The 16,998-nt window shown below is 69.9% G+C and carries 11 protein-coding genes; 5 read left to right on the plus strand and 6 right to left on the minus strand.

What is annotated here, in order from left to right:
* Window positions 1-155 precede the first annotated feature (155 nt).
* From BLS95_RS49920 to BLS95_RS49930, 3 genes are all read right to left on the minus strand, one after another.
* Window positions 156-572 (minus strand): STAS domain-containing protein, encoded by a 417-nt coding sequence (locus tag BLS95_RS49920; RefSeq protein WP_176993836.1) that lies wholly within the window; start codon window positions 570-572, stop codon window positions 156-158.
* Between the two features lie 177 nt (window positions 573-749).
* Complete coding sequence (locus tag BLS95_RS49925) at window positions 750-1,757, minus strand: hypothetical protein (RefSeq protein WP_090946674.1); 1,008 nt, start codon at window positions 1,755-1,757, stop codon at window positions 750-752.
* On the minus strand, window positions 1,754-2,950 hold the full coding sequence (locus BLS95_RS49930; protein WP_143044244.1) for a hypothetical protein: 1,197 nt from the start codon (window positions 2,948-2,950) through the stop codon (window positions 1,754-1,756). The genes BLS95_RS49925 and BLS95_RS49930 overlap by 4 nt, the downstream gene beginning before the upstream one ends.
* A 311-nt stretch (window positions 2,951-3,261) precedes the next feature.
* On the opposite strand from BLS95_RS49930, the gene BLS95_RS49935 reads away from it, so the two are divergent.
* The 3 genes from BLS95_RS49935 to BLS95_RS49945 all read left to right on the plus strand — a co-directional run bounded on the left by BLS95_RS49935 (window position 3,262) and on the right by BLS95_RS49945 (window position 8,049).
* Complete coding sequence (locus BLS95_RS49935) at window positions 3,262-5,418, plus strand: transglycosylase domain-containing protein (RefSeq protein WP_342742843.1); 2,157 nt, start codon at window positions 3,262-3,264, stop codon at window positions 5,416-5,418.
* A 416-nt stretch (window positions 5,419-5,834) separates the two neighbouring features.
* The gene (locus BLS95_RS49940) at window positions 5,835-6,806 is read left to right on the plus strand and encodes a LacI family DNA-binding transcriptional regulator (protein WP_090946677.1); all 972 of its coding nucleotides are present in this window, start codon (window positions 5,835-5,837) and stop codon (window positions 6,804-6,806) included.
* A gap of 10 nt (window positions 6,807-6,816) precedes the next feature.
* Entirely contained in the window at window positions 6,817-8,049 is a 1,233-nt protein-coding gene (locus BLS95_RS49945; protein WP_090946678.1) for a serine/threonine-protein kinase, read from the plus strand.
* Window positions 8,050-8,124: 75 nt separating this feature from the next.
* Here BLS95_RS49945 and BLS95_RS49950 read toward each other — a convergent pair whose 3' ends face one another.
* Complete coding sequence (locus BLS95_RS49950) at window positions 8,125-9,495, minus strand: GH12 family glycosyl hydrolase domain-containing protein (RefSeq protein WP_090946679.1); 1,371 nt, start codon at window positions 9,493-9,495, stop codon at window positions 8,125-8,127.
* 264 nt (window positions 9,496-9,759) lie between these two features.
* Between BLS95_RS49950 and BLS95_RS49955 the strand changes: the two genes are divergently transcribed.
* Together BLS95_RS49955 and BLS95_RS49960 are read left to right on the plus strand one after the other, a co-directional pair.
* Entirely contained in the window at window positions 9,760-10,827 is a 1,068-nt protein-coding gene (locus BLS95_RS49955; protein ID WP_090946680.1) for a lytic polysaccharide monooxygenase, read from the plus strand.
* Window positions 10,824-11,345, plus strand: a complete 522-nt coding sequence (locus tag BLS95_RS49960) for a hypothetical protein (protein WP_090946681.1) — start codon at window positions 10,824-10,826, stop codon at window positions 11,343-11,345. The genes BLS95_RS49955 and BLS95_RS49960 overlap by 4 nt, the downstream gene beginning before the upstream one ends.
* 243 nt (window positions 11,346-11,588) lie before the next feature.
* Here the strand turns inward: BLS95_RS49960 and BLS95_RS49965 are convergent, their stop codons facing one another.
* Window positions 11,589-14,138: a glycoside hydrolase family 9 protein gene (locus BLS95_RS49965; RefSeq protein ID WP_090946682.1), complete on the minus strand. Its 2,550-nt coding sequence runs from the start codon at window positions 14,136-14,138 to the stop codon at window positions 11,589-11,591.
* On the minus strand, window positions 14,081-16,984 hold the full coding sequence (locus BLS95_RS49970; RefSeq protein ID WP_245765759.1) for a glycoside hydrolase family 48 protein: 2,904 nt from the start codon (window positions 16,982-16,984) through the stop codon (window positions 14,081-14,083). Before BLS95_RS49970 ends, BLS95_RS49965 begins: the two co-directional genes overlap by 58 nt.
* Between the last annotated feature and the right edge of the window lie 14 nt (window positions 16,985-16,998).

The following is a 16,998-nucleotide window of genomic DNA, read 5'->3' on the forward strand; positions in this document are numbered from 1 at the left end:
TCGGCCGCTCGGCGGGCCTCCGCCCTCACCGCATCGGCCGCTCGGCGCGCCTCCGCCGCCACGGGCAGGAACAAGGCGCAACCGCATCGGCCGCTTGGCGGGCCTCCGCCCTCACCGCATCGGCCGGGCGGGCCTCCGCCCTTACCGCATCACGCTCAGCGCGGGCCGCCCAGGCGTAGCACCACCGGTGGTGGAGCCAGGGCGGAGGCGCCGTGGGCGCTTGATCGTGTCGTCAGTTCCGCCACCGTCTCCTCGACGCTGTCACGCAGCTCCACATGTGACAGCAGATCCGTCAACCGCAACACGGACAGCAGATGGCCGGTAGGGCGGACCAGGATGATCCGGCCGCCGCTGTCCTCCTCCTCCATCCGCTGCATCGCCATCGCCAGCACCCCGATCACCGAGGAGTCGTAGAAGGCCAGGTCCGTCAGGTCGAACACGAGCACGGGCCCCTCGGACCAGTCCCAGACGGCCATGACACAGGCGCTGAACCGTACCCGGCCCGCGTGGTCGAGTTCGCCGCTGGCGCGTATGACCGTGCAACGCAGGTGCCGGATGGTCTCTATTCGCAAACCATTCGTCCCCACACTGTGAAACTTCCCGCTGTACGCGGTTATCACGGAAGACAGCGATTTTTTCCCATGTACCGCGTCCCGGCCACCAAGTGAGCCGTCGAGCGGCTCGCCCAGGATCTCGGCATCCTCCCAGGTGAGCGGGGGGGCGACCGGAAAGCGGTGACCAGGGAACGGTCAGTCCCGTACCAGGGCGGATTCAAGGGTCGGGATGACGCCGCGCCGGGATTCGAGCACCACCAGCAGCGGCCACCGCGCCTGATCCGGCAGCGTGAGCTCGGTGACGTTCGCGCGTGCCCGCTGCTCCGGCGCCCCCATGTCCCCGTCCCGGACGCCCAGCACCTGCTCCACGACCGGCGCCGCCGCCCCGCACAGCTTGCGGCCCGCGTGGCCCAGCCAGCGCAGCTCGCTGCTCATCCGCCGCCACGTCACCGGCAGCAGGCTCGCCGCCTCCGCCTTGGTGCTCAACCTGAGCGTGAGCCGGCCGTTCGACCCGAACGTGTCCCTGAACACCGGGTTGACCACGAGCAGGCCGGAGCGCAGCACCCGGACCCCCTGCCGCCGGTTCCAGTTGGCCAGCCCGCCGGCGCTGACCAGCGAGGAGAACTCGCAGCGCAGCCCGTCCAGCGTGTCGGGATCGAACTCCGACTCCGGGACCAGCTCGAACACGACCTTGTTCAGCCGCAGCCCGGCCACCCCGTCGGGCTGGACGCGGCCGGAGACGGCCTGCCTGAGCTCCTCGGAGACGCCCTCGCCCTCCATGATGTCGAGCACCTCGACGCAGATCAGCCCGTCGTCGGGGATCTCGTTCGCGGCCAGCTCGAAGGCCACCTTGGCATGCGCCCGCCGCCCCTTCAGCAGCACGCACTGGCGCAGCCGCCCCTGGGAACGAACCTGTACGAACCGCGGCAACGACGGCCCCTGCGACTCGGTGATGCCGTTGTGCCAGCCGCTGACGGACATGTCGTCCGTGGACAACGACACCTGCACCCGCAGCGGCCGCCCGTGCGCCGCCACCTTGAACCCGACCAGCCCCGACGTCTCGAACCTGCCCACGATGTGGCCGCCCCGCTGCAGCCGGTCGGTCACCTGCAGGGCGGAGATCTGCCCGCTGAGCAGGTGCACGGGCGGGATCGCGGGGAGGATCACCTGATCCAGGTCGGTCGAGGATTCTGCACTGCTCATCGGGGGCTCCCCTCAGGGGTGAAGGTGACGTCGAGGTTCTGGAAGTCGAATCGGGTGAGCACGGGGTCGCGCCTGTCCCACAGACGGCGCACCGCGCCGTAGAGCGGGTCGCCGTCCCGCTCGGCGTTCGCCAGGTTGACGGCGAGCGCGCGGGCGTAGTCGTCGCCGTACGCCCAGTGCGGCAGCAGCTGGGTGGGCACGTCGGCGCCACAGCGGCGCAGCCAGAGCCACAGCCGGGCGCGTTCGCGCTGCTCGGGTCCGAGGAGGCTGTCGCCCTTGGCGTGCCTGGCGATGGCCTCGTCGAGCAGCCGGCGAAGCTCGCCCGGCGAGCGCACGACGTGCGTGGCGCCGCAGGCGCCGCCCTCCGACCAACCGGCCTGGATGACGGGGATCCCGTAGGCGGGCAGGTCGCTGTCGCCGAAGGTGACGCCGACGTCCGTCACGCTCCAGAGGAGGTTCGTGGTCAGGGAGCCCGTCACGGACCTGATCCTCGGGTGGTCGCACGCGACGGGGTCGAGGAAGAGCCAGTTGGCGGCGTCGCTCGCCGCGGCGTAGGCCGCCGTCGCCTCGAACAGCTCCCTGTCCCCCGGCTCGTGGCCGAACACCGTGATCGTCGGGCGGTCGGGGTCGAGGCCCAGGCGGGCGCAGCCGTAGTAGCGGAGCTGACGGCGCTCGGTCTCCGTACGGATCTGGTAGCCGCTCTTGGAGCGCCAGGCCGCCCGCTCCGCGCTCGGCCTGATGGCCTGCCTGCGCGGCCAGACATGACGCTCGAAGAACGCGCCGATCCTGGCGGGCAGCTCGTCCTGGTACGAGACCGGCCCCTGGTCGGGGAACACCGCGTACGCCCGCAGCCCGCCCGTGCCGTGGACGTGCACCACCGGCACGTCGCTGACCCCGGCACGATCGACGCGACTGGTGACCACCGCGGTGGGCGGCGCCTGCGGCCGGACGTCCCCGGTGGACCCGAACGCCTCGGCCAGCCGCTTCCACTCCGGCTCGGCCAGCACCACCAGCCGCGCCGAGAGCAGGCCGCAGACGGCCTTGGCGACCATGAGGGTACGCGCCACGACCCGGAGGTCCTCGCCGTACGCCTCCGCCACGACGCACCGCGCACCGCCGTGCCGTTCGCCCCAATATGTCCTGACGGCGGAGAGCAGAAGATCGGCGGGCTCGCCATCCCCGGCATGACGCATAAGACCCTCCCCCTCGCAAGAAAACGACCCCGTAGATGTTCCGTAGAGGTTGCCAGAGCCGGGGCCGGGCAACCCGCCGACAACCCGCTTCTTTGCCCGGGACTGGCGGAAACTCTCCCCACCGCGTACGAGCCGCCGGACTCCGGCCCCCCAAAAGTGACCAAAAACACCGCGCCAACGCCGAACAAAACCACTCGGCGCAAGGTCCAAGTTTTTACATGGAGGATGTATGGCGGGGTTTAGGATGCACCCTATTGCCACGAATGGGAGGAATCACCAGCATGGGTTCCCGTATGTCGAGTCTCGCGCGCTTGACCGCAGCGGCGGTGGCGGCCGGCGTGGTGGCCGCGGCCATCGCCATCCCGGCGGTCGGCGGCACGGGAGCGATGTTCGTATCGGCATCGGAGGATCTGGGCATCCAGCCCGAGGAGCTGAAAGAACCCCCACTGGCGGAGAAGACCACGGTGCTCGACGCCAAGGGTAACCAGATCGCGCAGTTCTACGAGCAGTATCGCGAGAATGTCACTCTCGACAAGGTCGCCGAGATCATGAAGGTGGCCATCATCTCGATCGAGGACTTCCGCTTCTACGAGCACGGCGCGATCGACATCGAGGGCACCATCCGGGCCCTGGCCAAGAACATGGCCTCGGGCGGCATCAGCCAGGGCGGCTCCTCCATCACCCAGCAGTACGTCAAGCAGGTGCTGCTCAACTCGGCCACCACCGACAAGGAGAGGAACGCGGCGCTGGCGGCCAGCTACGCCCGCAAGCTCCGGGAACTGCGGTATGCGCTCGCCGTCGAGGAGAAGTACACCAAGGACCAGATTCTCGAGAAATATCTGAACATCGCTTACTTCGGCGCCGGCGCCCACGGCATCGAGGCCGCCGCCAAGCGCTTCTTCGGCGTGGCGGCCGCTGACCTCGACCTGGTGCAGGCGGCGACCCTGGCCGGCGCCGTGCAGGACCCCAACATGACCGACCCGGACCGTGGCAAGGACTACCGGGCCCGGCTGCTCTCCCGGCGCAACGTGGTGCTCGACCGGATGGCCGAGCTGGGCAAGATCTCCAAGGCGGAGGCCGACGAGGCCAAGGCCAAGCCGCTCGGCTACAAGGACACCCCGCTGCCCGGCGGCTGCGAGGCCAGCCAGTATCCGTACTTCTGCATGTACGTCCGCAACGAGGTCCTCAGCAACCCGATCTTCGGCAAGACGAAGCAGGCCAGGACGCAGTTCCTCAACACGGGCGGCCTGACGATCCAGACCTCGCTCGACCCGGGGATGCAGAAGGCCGCCGAGCAGGCCATCAAGAAGCACGTGCGCGCCTCGGACGCCCCGGTCGCCTCGGAGGCCCTGGTGCAGCCGGGCACGGGCCAGATCAAGGCGATGGCCGCCAGCCGCAAATACGGCAACAAGAAGCGGAAGAACGAGATGTCGTACAACGTGGTCGCGGACGCCGCGCACGGCGGCGGCATCGGCTTCCAGGCCGGCTCCACGTTCAAGACGTTCACCCTGCTCACCGCGCTCAAGCAGGGCATGAAGATCAACGACGGGTTCTCGGTCGGCGAGGGTTACACCGCCCCGTACTACTCCTCGTTCAAGAACTGCAAGGGCGAGAACATCGGCGACCCCACCCACACCGTCACCAACGACGAGGGCGGCGGCGGCTTCAAGACGCTGGCCACCGGCACCTGGGGGTCGGTGAACACCTTCTTCCTGCAGCTGGAGCAGAAGGTCGGCCTGTGCAACGTGGTCAAGACGGCGAAGTCGCTGGGCATCAAGCGGTCCGACGGCAACAAGCTGCAGGAGTACGAGACGTTCACGCTCGGCATCAACGAGATGGATCCGGTGACCGTCGCCACCGCCTACGCCGCGATCGGCGCGCGCGGCAAGTACTGCGAGCCGATGGCCATCACCAAGATCACTGACCGCTACGGCAAGGTGAAGAACTACCCGGCCAAGTGCAAGCAGGCGCTCGACCCGGAGGTCGCCGACGCCGCGGCGAACATCCTGTCCGGCGTGTTCACCAAGGGCACCATGCGCGCCGTCGGCGGCATCGGCCGCCCGGCCGCCGGCAAGACCGGCACCACGGACGACCAGGCCACCGCGTGGTTCGCCGGGTTCACCCCGGATCTGGCGGGGGCGGTGAGCATCGGCGACCCGCGCGGCGCGGTCACCCACAAGCTGAACAACATCACCATCGGCGGCGTCTACTACTCCTCGGTGTTCGGCGCGTCCGTGCCCGGCCCGATCTGGAAGGACACCATGATCGCGGCCCTGAAGGACACGCCGGCGACCGAGTTCACGCCGGTCGACACCGCCCGCTTCGGCGGCTGCGGCCAGAGCTGCGCGCCCGTCCGGTCGGAGCCCGACCCGGCCGACCAGGGTGACGGGGGCGGCGACCGGGGTGACCGGGGCGACGTGACGAACAGCCCGCTCGACGAGGCCGGCGGAGACGCCACCTTCGGCTGACCAGTCCGCAGGCCGCGCCCCGGTCCGTCAGTCACGACGGATCGGGGCGCGCCATTGCGGGGCCCGACCTGGCCACCAACTTTTCGCCTGGACGGCCAGGGGACCGCCGCACGGGCGGAAACAGTGGCCGGTCCGGGGAATCCCGGCCGCAGATTGTCCGCCGGAAGCCGCCGGCACGCGCAGGACATTTATTCGGGCGGGGGGTTTCGAGATCGTCGGATTTGACGAATCGGGTGGGGAAATATGGCGTGATCCACATCCGGCACAGAAAGCACTGACGGTCACCACCGCCCCTAGCTGAGCAGATTCGGCGAGCGTCCGTACAGTCGGACGCACTCGCTGCAAAGGCCCTATTAACAGCGGCGAAACATTGGTAACGTGGGAGCGCTCCCAGGCTCTCTCCGCGAGGTGCTCTCATGACCGAGCAGCCCACACTGGCACAGGTGGCGGCCGCAGCCGGGGTCTCCCCCGCGACCGCATCTCGGGTCCTCACGGGCTCGGTGCGGGTCAGTACCTCGACCCGCCGCCAAGTGTACGACGCCGTGTCCCGCATGGGATACGTCCGACAACGCGCACCACGGGGAACGGCCGCCAAGACCATGGCCGACGGCGTGACCGCAGTCATCTGCGACCACCTTCCCCGTCTCTTCTCCGAGCCCTACTACGCCAGGCTCCTGTCCGCGGCGGGCGCCGTGATCACCGAACACGGCACCCACCTCATGGTGACCACCGTCACCCCGACCTCCTCGACCCTGCCCGCGCTGTCGGGCGCGGTGCTCATCGTCGGCGCCAGAGAGCGCCACCCCCTGGCGATCAAGTTATCCACCTCGGGCGTTCCCGTGCGCAACATCGGCCGCCCGCCCCACGACCTCAAGCTGCCCTACGCCGACGTCGACAACCTCGACGGCGGCCGTCAGGCGGCCGAGCATTTCCTGCTGACCGGCCGCCGCAACGTCGCGGCCATCGGCGGCCCGCCGTCCCTGCCGGCCGCCCGCGACCGATTAGAGGGACTCGTCCGCACACTCCAGGCGGCCGGCGCCCCCGACGTGCCGGTGGCCTACGGCGACTTCACCGCCGCCTCCGGCACCCACGCCATGCAATGGTTGTTACGCCACGCCCCAGGACTGGACGCCGTGTTCGTCGCCTCGGACCTGATGGCCGCGGGCGCCATCCAGGCGCTGCGCCGTGCCGGGCGCAAGGTTCCGGCGGACGTCGCGGTGATCGGGTTCGACGACGCCCCGGTCGCGAGGCACACCGTGCCCGCCCTCACCACCGTCCGCCAGCCTGTCGAGGAGCTCGCCACGGTCGCCACCAGGCTGCTCCTGACGGGAGCCGCGGGGATCGACCCCGTCCTCCCCACGGAACTGGTCGTCCGTGAGTCGGCTTGAGTCTGGGGACGTGCTGGCCCGCCGGTACCTGTTGCTGGATCCGCTGGCCCGGGGGGGCATGTCGGTCATCTGGCGTGCCTTCGACCAGTCGCTGCACCGGATGATCGCGGTCAAGGTGCTCACCGCCTCGCTGCACGCCGACCTCGACGAGCGGGTCAGCGTACGCAGCGAGGCCCGCGCCGCCGCCCGCTTCATCCATCCGGACTCGATCGAGATCTACGACTACGGCGAGACCGTGACCACGAGCGGCGGCGTGGCGGCCTACGTCGTCATGCCGCTGCTCGACGGCACGCCGCTGGGCGAGCGGATCGAGGCGGGGCCGCTGCCGTGGCCCGAGGCGGCGGCGATCGCGCTGCGGCTGGCCCGGGTGCTGATGGCCGGGCACGCCCGCGGCCTGGTGCACCGGGACGTCACGGCGGAGAACGTGCTGCTCACCGCAGACGGCCCGAAGCTGCTCGACTTCGGCATCGCGGCCTGGGCCGGAGACCCCGACGACGGCCGCGGCACCCCTCCCTACGTCGCGCCCGAGCGGCTGCTGGGCGCGCCGACGCATCCCGCGGTCGACGTCTACGCCCTCGGCGTGCTGCTCCACACCATGATCACCGGACGTACGCCGTACCCGGAGACCACGTGGGAGGAGATCGAGGCGGCGCGCAGGACCTCTCCCCCACCCCGCGCCCCCGGGGTGCCGAACGCGGTCGCCTCGCTCTGCCGGCGCTGCCTCGCGCACCGGCCGGAGGACCGGCCCACGGCGGCGGAGATCGTCAAGGCGCTGGGCTCCGCGCTCGGCGCCGCGACCCTGGGGCGGCACGTCAGGCGGGGGCTCACCGTCGCGGGCTCGGCGGCCATCGCGCTGTCCGTCCTGCTGTGGTTCCAGCAGACGGGGCTGCGGCAGCCGGAGCGGGCGGCCGAGCCGGCGCGGTCTCCCGCGGCCAAGCTCCTGGCGAGCTCGCCGGCGGTGAGTTCACCGCCCGCGGCGAGCTCCGTCGAGCAGGCCGTGGCCGAGTTCCAGACCGTGCTGGAGGCCAAGACGCCGTGCGGCGCCACCGACGCCGATGTCGTGCTCGATCTCAAGCAGGTACTGCGCGCCACCGTGACACCCCAGGGCCCGTACGAGTCCGGGACGGCGGGCCTGCGCCAGAAGCTCACCGACCGGCTGCGCGAGGGCCGGCTGGAGCCGTCCTGCCTGAGCGAGCTGCAGGCCCGGCTGGACGACATCGACATCGCCCTGGAACGGAACTGAGGAGGGGTACGACAGCACCAGCCGTACCCCTCGATCGCCCGGCGGGCGCCCCTCACAAGCGCCTGCGGGCGAGCCTCAGGCGCAGGTGTAGCCGGTGGGCACCTGCGTGTTGCCGTTGGGCCTGCTCGCCTGGTAGCCGAAGCTGACCGTGCCGTTCGGCCCCAGGTTGCCGTTGTGGGCGAGGTTCCTGACGGTGACGGTGCCGCCGCTGACGGTGTAGCTCGCGTTCCAGATGCCGGTGATCGTGTGCCCGGACGGCAGCGGGAAGGTGACCGTCCAGCTCGTCCTGGCGGCGGAGCCGTTGGTGACGGTCACGGGCTGGATGACGTAGCCGTTGTTCCAGGCCGTCTGGGTGGTGGCGGTGGCCGTGCAGGCGCCGCCGTTCCCGCCGCCGGAGAGCGTGGTCACGGTGACCGCGGCCGAGGCCGGCGAGAGGTTGCCGGCGCCGTCCCTGGCCTGGACCTGGTAGCGGTAGGTGGTGGCGGGGCTCAGCCCCGTGTCGGTGAAGGAGGTCGTGGTGCTGCTGCCGACCCGCTGGACGACGTCCCCGGCGGTGCGCAGGATGTCGTAGCCGGCCAGGCCGCTGCCGCCGGTGTCGGTGGAGGCGCCCCACCTCAGGGTCGTACTGGTCGAGGTGGTGCCGGAGGCGGTGGGGGTGCCGGGGGTGCTCGGCGCCGTGGTGTCGGTGCCGCCGCCGCCCGTGCCGAAGGAGAAGGAGTTGACCGCGAGCCCGGCGCCGCCGACCCAGGGCTCGAAACCGGCCTGCACGCTGGTCAGATACCACGACCGCTGCGCGTAGCCGCGGCTGATCGCGTCGGCGTAGAAGGTGTTGATGGTGAAGTCCAGCGAGGAGGTGGGCGAGGTGCGCACGTACGAGATCACGTTCCAGCCGATGTTGCCGAACCAGACCTGCCAGCTGCCACCGGCCAGGTTCACGGTGCCGACCTGTGAGCCGACCGGCTGGATGGAGCCCTGCCTGTTGAGCCAGATCATGATCTCGGCGCCGGTGTTCTGCCCGTCGGTGCGCGGGGTGGGATCGAACCAGATGTCGTAGGCCGCGTCCCAGGTGCCGCTGCTCGGATAGGTCATGCTCACGCTGGTCCGCAGCGACCCGAACGCGGACGCGCTGGCCTGCATGGGCAGGTTGCTGCCGGTGGTGCAGGTGGCGTAGTGGCAGCCCGCGTAGATCGCCGGATACGACGCGGGCGCGCCGTTCGTCGGTTTGCTGTGCGCGGACTGGGTGACGGTGAAGCCCCCGCTCTGGTTGACGTCGATGCACTGGGCGGTGTCGGCGCCCCAGACGTTGTTCATCACGACGTAGCGGCCACTCTGGATGCTGGTCGAGCCCCACTTCTCGCACAGCACCGGGGCGGCCTGCGCCGGTGCGGCGAACAGGCCGGTGGCGAGTAACACCCCGATGATCAGGTAGATGTGCGCGTGCCTCATGGCATGTTGCTCCGGTTCTGCGGTCGGGGGAGATTCTGGGAGCGCTCCCAGCATCAGCCTCGCGGGCATACGCAGGGACGGCAAGCGGGCATGACCGCGGCCGACCCGCACGGGGGCAGGCCACCAGGGAAAACCATGACCAAGATCGGCTGAAAGTTTCACCGCGCGTTGTCGAGCCCGCCCGCGGCGTGGTTCAATGCGCTGGCCGGGCGGGCTGTTCGTGGGCAGGTTCCTTTTCTGTCGTCAGCGCAAGGGAATCCCCCCATGAAGTTGTTCAAGTCGGCGGCGATCACCGCCGTCATGGTTCTGATCACGACTGTCCTGATGGTGCCCACGCAGGCACAGGCGCACGGGGTGAGCATGTTCCCCGGTGCCAGGACGTTCCTGTGCTGGCAGGACGGCCTGCGCGAGAACGGCCAGATCATCCCCTACAACCCGGCCTGCGCGGCAGCCGTCAACCAGAGCGGCACGACCCCGCTCTACAACTGGTTCGCGGTGCTGCGCTCCGACGGCGCCGGCCGGACCAGCGGCTTCATCCCCGACGGGCAGCTCTGCAGTGGCGGCACCGGCGGGCCCTACAACTTCTCTGCCTACAACGCGGTCCGCTCCGACTGGCCGCTGACCCACCTGACCTCGGGCGCGAACATCCAGATGCGGCACAGCAACTGGGCGGCGCACCCGGGCAGCTTCGACTACTACGTCACCAAGAACGGCTGGAACCCCAACGGACCGCTGCGCTGGTCGGACCTGGAGCTGTTCGGCAGCGTCACGAACCCGCCGCAGAGCGGCGGTGTCGGCGGGCTCAACTACTACTACTGGAACGCCCAGCTGCCCTCCGGCAAGAGCGGGCGGCACATCATCTACACCCACTGGAAGCGCTCGGACAGCAGCGAGAACTTCTACAGCTGCTCCGACGTCGTCTTCGACGGCGGCAATGGCCAGGTCACCGGGGTCGGCCCCGGCGGCAGCACGCCCGGCCCCACGCCGACGATCACGCCCACGAACACCCCGACGCCGACGCCGGGCGCCTGCACGGCGACCTGGCGGGCCACCGACACCGGCTGGGCCGGCCACTTCCAGGGTGAGGTGACCGTGCGCAACAGCAGCTCCAGCGCGATCAACGGCTGGACGGTCCGGTGGAACTACACCGGCGGCCAGGGCTTCGAGGGACAACCCTGGAACGGCGTGCTGAACGGCCAGCCACCGAACGTGGCCGTCAGGAACGCCACCCACAACGGCCAGCTCGGGCCGAACGCCAGCACGTCGTTCGGCTTCAACGCGACCGGCTCGATCCCGAACCCCGCACCCACGCTGACCTGCACCAGCCCGTGATCAAAACCCGTCGCGGGCTAGTCGCGGCAATCGTCACCCTGGCCAGCCTGACCCTGGCCGGGGTGATGTTTTTCGCCGGCAGGCAGCCGTCATCGCAGCTGAACGAGGAGCTCGCCGCCCAGGTGACCCTGATTCTCGAACAGGCCTCACCCGACGAGCACCACAACCACGGGCACAGCTTCGACTCCAAGGTCGTGTGCGCCGTGGAACCCTTCGGCACCGAGCCGCAGAACGCCACCTCCCTCGTCGAGGTCACCTGGGTCTACGCCCGCCACATGTGCGCGGTCACCGGGGAGAGTCCCGACTGGGCGGCCTCCGTACGGGCCTCGGGCCCGATCGCCGTCAAGGTCAGCATTCCGCCGCAGATCCGGGTGCCGGAGGCGGGTCCTGGCTATCCGGACCGGGTCAGGCGGCTCATCCCGGCGCGCTACCACGAGCAGGCGTTCGCCGAGTTCACCGACGAGGCCGCGATCGAGGCGGCCCGGGAGAGATTCGCCCTGGCCAACGAGGCCAAATAGGCCGAGCGGGGCAAGAACGGTCCCCGACTGGACAACGGACGCGGCCGACGGGATGCGCCGGCCGCGTCCGTCCCATCCGGGCGGGATGGTGTTCGTTGAGCAGGGTTGTTGCTTCGCCTCACCTCCTCGTACGCGACTCGGGACCGATCGGTTCGCACGGATCGTGGATCTGCGCCGTGGAACTCGGAGCGGTGAAGTGTGGAACCGCCCCCGCCGCGATTGCGGCGGGGGCGGGGTCTTCGGTCAGGCGGGCGTGCAGGTGATCGGGTCGGGGGTGGCGGGCGTGCCGTTGGCGATGAAGCCGAACGAGGTGGTGGCGTTCGGCGCGAGCGCGCCGTTCCACGCCTCGTTCCGCACGGTGACCGTGCCGCCGGAGGCGGTGTGCCGGCCGCCCCAGAGCTGGGTGATGGTGTTCTGGGAGGCCCAGGTGACCGTCCAGCCGCTGATCGCCGCCGTGCCCGCGTTCCGCACCGTCACCTCTGCCTGGAAGGCGCCGCCCCAGGTGTTGGTGACCCGGTACGTCGCCGAGCACCCGCCGGTCGGCGCCGGTGTGTCGGAGGTGGTGAACGTCGTGGCGTCCGAGCGCGCCGAGCTGTTGCCCGCCGCGTCCCTGGCCACCACGCTGACGGTGTAGGAGGTGTTAGGGGTGAGCCCGCTCAGGTCGAAGGACGTGCTCGTGGCCGTGGCTACCTTGGTGGACCCCAGGTAGACGTCATAGCCACTCACACCCACGTTGTCCGTGGCGGCGGTCCAGCTCAGCCGTGCGGTGGAACCCGTGATCCCGGATGCCACGGGCCTGCCCGGCTTGCTGGGCGCCGTCTCGTCAGCTTCCTCCGGCCCGGGGAGCTCACCCCAGATCTTGGTGGCGCCGCTGTAAAGTGCGATGTTCTGGGTCCGCGCCGGCGTCGCGCCGGGCGTGGTCGGGATGCCCCGGTACGACCAGTCGTTGGCCGGGTCCCAGGTGCCCGCGCTGGTGATCCTGAACTGCACCTCCCTGCGGTGCTGTGACTGCCCGGCCGGTGCGATGACCTGGCCCGAGCAGTCGATGTTGACGTAGTGGACGTTCCCGCCCGCCGCGTTCAGGGTCGGTGGCCGGCACTGCGTGTAGGCCGAGGACACACTGATCTGCGCGGGGGTGGTGGCGCCGTCGAGCGTGAAGTAGTAGCGGAACGACCCGTCGGACAGGACCCTGGCGGGCCAGGCCGACTGGTTGCGGACGATGGCCTTGATCTCGGTGAAGGTGGCGCCGGAGGCGTTCACCCCCGCCTCGACGAAGAGCTCGGGCCCGTCCGGCGTCTCGGCCACCGGGAAGTTCGCCGCCGGGGTCCCGCCGTACTCCCGGTAGAGGCGGGCCAGCGCGCTGGTGAAGCCGGCGTTGTAGTCGGTGGCGACCTCGTTCATGACGTAGTCGTCGCGCCGGTCGGTGTAGGCGTCGTTCGGGTCGGGCGGGCCGCCGACGAGGGCGCCGTACAGGGTGTGGCGGGTCTGCTCGGGGAAGGTGAGCTGGTCTGTCCACGAGCCGTGCGCCGTACGGTGATGCGGGTTCTTCGGCGGGTTGGCGCCGAAGCCGATCTGGTAGGAGGAGTTGCGCGGGTTGTCGCCGAGCGCGTAGTTGATCTGCCGGACCGCGAAGTCGTGATAGCGGGCCTTGCGGGTGGCGTCGGTGATCGAGTCGCTGTGCACGAGCGCCGCGAACGCGGTGTTGGCCGCGTACCGCAGCGAGCCCCAGCGGTCGAGCACGGCCTGGCCGCCCGGCGAATACCGCACCTGCGAGCCGTTGACGCCGACCGTCCACCAGTCGAGCCAGCGGTTGGCGTCCTCCAGGTAGCGCGGCTTGCCGGTCAGCTTGTGCAGCAGCACGTACGCCCCGTAGGACTTGTCGTCCCACGCGATCGTCCACTTGTACGACTTGGTCGTCGTCTGCGGCTCGTTGCCCAGACTGTCGTAGCCGGTCTCGGCCCTGGCCAGGTAGGAGGCGTCGCCGGTGGCCCGGTAGAGCCAGATCGCACCCCACACCAGCTCGTCGTTGAAGCCGCTCCACGAGTTGTAGTAGCCGCCGGCGTCGGTGATGCAGTCGCTGTACTTCCGCCTCACGCTGTCGGCGAAGGAGTAGAGCTGCTTGGCGTGCGTCACCAGCGTGTCGGCATATGACGGATTCGTCGGGCGGAAGACGATCGAGGAGGCCGCCATCGCCGCCGCCGTCTCGCCCGCCAGGTCCGACCCGCCGCACGAGGCGTCGATCCGGTACGCCGGCCGTGCCATCTGCATGGCCTCGGCCGGCCCCCACCAGGCGTGGTCCGTGCCGCCGTTGCCGACCTGGCCGTAGAGCACGTTCGGCGACGGATGGGCCTTGATGAAGTAGTCGTTGACGAACTTGAGGTTGTTGAGCAGGTGGGTGAGCTGGCCGGAGGAGCTGTAGGCGTCGCGGTACTCGACCGCGCCCCAGGCCAGCATCGTGGCGGAGAAGGCCATCGGGAAGCCGAACTTGACGTGGTCGCCCGCGTCGTACCAGCCGCCCGTGAGGTCCAGACCGGCGTCCCGGCCGTCGTTCATGCCCGAGTCGCCGCGCCAGCCGACCCGGCTCCACGCGGGCTTGGCGCCCGACTGCTGGGCCTCGTAGAACCACAGGGACTTCTGCAGCGCCTCACCGTAGTTGAACGCCGGTGCGGCGTGGGCCGCCGATCCCGCCCACAGCAGGGGCAGGACCAGCGACGCCACGGCTATCAGTACCTTTCTCACGGGAAGAGCCGTCCGTACTCGGCCAGGGCGACGGCGACGTCCACCTGCGCCCAGAACCGGTGGTAGTTGAAGGTGGGCGCGGGGCCGGTGCCGTTCAGGAAGTTCCTGACCTCCGGCCAGTCGGGGTCGTCCTCGTAGAACGACCTGATCGACAGGAACGTCGAGCTGGAGTTGATCGGGTCACCGTTGGGCATCTCGCCGGTCCAGCCCGGCGGGACGTACACGGGGTCGTCGATGCGCTGGTAGTCGGTCTTGGTCTCCGGCACCGACACGCCCTTGTCGTCACGGTTCTCCCAGACGCCGTCGAGCAGCGCCTTGGCGGTGTCACGCGCCTGGGCATGGTTCGCCCTGGCCGCGTAGTACATCAGCACCTTGGCGTACGCGCCGGCCACGCCCACGTCCTGCGTGTGGTCCACGACGGTCACGCTCAGGTTGGGGTTGTTCGGCGGCATGCCGGAGGTGGAGCTGAAGTCGCCGGCCGGCTGGCCGGTCCAGCGCAGCGTGGAGGGGATCTGGTAGCTGCCGTCGGAGCCGATCGTGGTGTTGGCCAGCGCCCAGGTCACCCACTTGTCGAGAATCGCCTTGGCGTCGGCGTTGCCGGTCACGTTGTAGAGCTCGGCCACCCGCTCCATCGTCCAGGCCTGGAAGCCGAACCACTGGTTGGACGGCGGGTCGTGATAGACCGGCTGCCAGTCGTAGGCCATGCCGAAGAACTTCGGCAGCCCGGACGGCGGCGCGCTGTAGTTGCCGTTCCAGCTGTTGGTCGCGCCACCGGCGATGGCGCCCTCGGCCGACTGCAGCCACTTGTAGAACTGCAGCTGCCTGGTGAGGCTGGTGCTCCAGTCGGTGGCCGCGGTCGAGCTCCTGGGCCGCAGCGCGGTCACGTTCGACAGCGCCCAGGCGGCCATCGGGTTCTGGTAGCCGGAGTGGTTGTGGCTGGAGCCGATGCGCCAGGCCCAGCCGGCGCTCGTGTCGGTCGCTCCGCCCCAGGCGTAATACCAGTTCAGCAGGTACGCGGCCGAGTCCTTGCCGGTGCCCGCCGGGCAGGACGGGCTCGTGCACCCGGGCCGCTTGAAGTACTTGTCGTACATGGCGTACCGCAGGTAATCGCCCATCCTGGCGGCCTTGGCCACCGTCGAGGAGATCTGCGAGGCCCGGCCCTGCGCCGTGGCCCAGGTCTGCGCCCAGTACGCCACCTGCACGGCCCGCGCGTCGGCGTCGGGGGCGTTGGTGTACTTCCACTGCCTGGCGTAGGAGCTGTCCCTGATGAAGAGGTCAAGGAAGCCGTTGGTGCCGCCGTGGGCGAAGGTGTCACAGGACGGCTGCGGGATCGTCTCGAAGACCGACTCCTCCGGGCCGCGCTGGTAGGTGTTGATGTAGACGGGCCTGGTGGTGCCGTCGCCGCAGCGGCCGAAGCCGTAGGTGTTGTCCACGTCGAGCAGCCAGTGCATGCCGTAGATGTCGCGGGTCCCGTACGTGCTCTGCAGCTCGTTGGCCAGCGGGTCGACGCCGGGGGTGACGCCGGTGTCCATCTGGCTCGGGTAGTTGCTGATCTGCAGGTGCTCCGGCGCGTACGTGGCCGGGTCCGACGGGTTGTAGAAGGAGTTCGTCGGCTGGTCGGCCGTCGCCGGGATGATGTACCTCTCCAGGGAGGTCCAGGCGTTGTTGAACTTCGTCCAGTCGCCGGTGACCTGCCCGTAGACCGCCTCCAGCCACAGGTAGTAGCTGTAGGCCTCGGACGTGGTCTCGTGCCCGTGGTCCGGCGCCTCGACCATGAACGTCTCGACCGAGTGGTAGGGCACGCCCTCGGGCGAGAAGTAGCCGTTGGCCGGGTCGTGGATCTCGTTGTAGAGCTCGATGAAGCGCTGGACGTACTCGTTGTCGCCGCCGCCCACGTCGTCGTCCGCCTCGGTGGCGGTCACGTCGACCGACGGATAGCCGCTGGCGCTCACCCGGAAGACGGCCGAGCCGGCCGTCGAGTCGGTGTCGTTGGCCGCGGCCAGCGGCACGTTCTGCACGGTGTTCCAGTTGCTCGCGGTGAAGGTTCTGGTGGCGCTGCCCGAGACCGTCAGGTCGGTGTCACCGCTGACGCGGGCGACGGTGACGGTCACGTTGGACGTGGGCGCCTGCGACAGCCGGATCCCGACGTTGGCGGTGCCGGACTCCGGCACGGACAGGGTCGTCGGGCTCACGTTGAGCCGGGGGCCCGTGTTCTGCGAGACGGTGATCCCGACCGGCGAGGACGTGGTGGTCGCGCCGCCGTTGTCGGTGGCCCTGGCGGTGATCGAGTAGTTGCCCGCGGCCACGTTCGTCCAGTTGTAGCTGTACGGGGACGAGGTGTCGGTGCCCAGCAGCGTGGAGCCCTGGTAGAAGTCGACCCGGCTGACCGTGCCGTTGGAGTCGGCGGCGGTCGCGGCGATCGGCACGGTGGCCGGGGCGGTGAACGCCTGCCCGGCACTCGGCGAGGTCAGCGACACGGTGGGGGGCGGGTTGGTGCCGGTGCCGCCGCAGGTGGTGCCGTTGACGCTGAACGACGTCGGGTTCGGGTTGCTGCCTGTCCAGGTGCCGTTGAAGCCGATGGAGATCGAGGCTCCGGTGGCGAGGTTGCCGTTGTAGGGCATGTTCGTGCCGGTGACCCGGGTGCCCGACTGGCTCCAGTTGGCGCCCCAGCCGCTGGGCGTGTACCGCTGGCCCGTGGTCGGGTAGTCGAAGACCAGTGACCAGGACGTGAGCGGGTCGCCGGTGTTACGCAGTGTGATGTTCGCGGTGAAACCGCCCTGGCCGGGGCTGCTCGTCCACTGGTTGGCCGCGTACGTCACGTCGCAGGCCACGGCCGCCTGGGCGGGGGCCGCCGCCACGGCCGCGGTCGCGCTCGCGACGAGGACGAGGGTCGTGGCCACGGCGAGCCGCCTCG

Source organism: Nonomuraea jiangxiensis (assembly GCF_900099965.1).
In the GTDB taxonomy this organism is placed as follows: Bacteria; Actinomycetota; Actinomycetes; order Streptosporangiales; family Streptosporangiaceae; genus Nonomuraea; species Nonomuraea jiangxiensis.

Coding starts and splice junctions, on each gene's coding strand:
- BLS95_RS49955 (WP_090946680.1), top strand. CDS start 9,760: ATGAAGTTGTTCAAGTCGGCGGCGATCACCGCCGTCATGGTTCTGATC.
- BLS95_RS49950 (WP_090946679.1), bottom strand. CDS start 9,495: ATGAGGCACGCGCACATCTACCTGATCATCGGGGTGTTACTCGCCACC.
- BLS95_RS49940 (WP_090946677.1), top strand. CDS start 5,835: ATGACCGAGCAGCCCACACTGGCACAGGTGGCGGCCGCAGCCGGGGTC.
- BLS95_RS49925 (WP_090946674.1), bottom strand. CDS start 1,757: ATGAGCAGTGCAGAATCCTCGACCGACCTGGATCAGGTGATCCTCCCC.
- BLS95_RS49930 (WP_143044244.1), bottom strand. CDS start 2,950: ATGCGTCATGCCGGGGATGGCGAGCCCGCCGATCTTCTGCTCTCCGCC.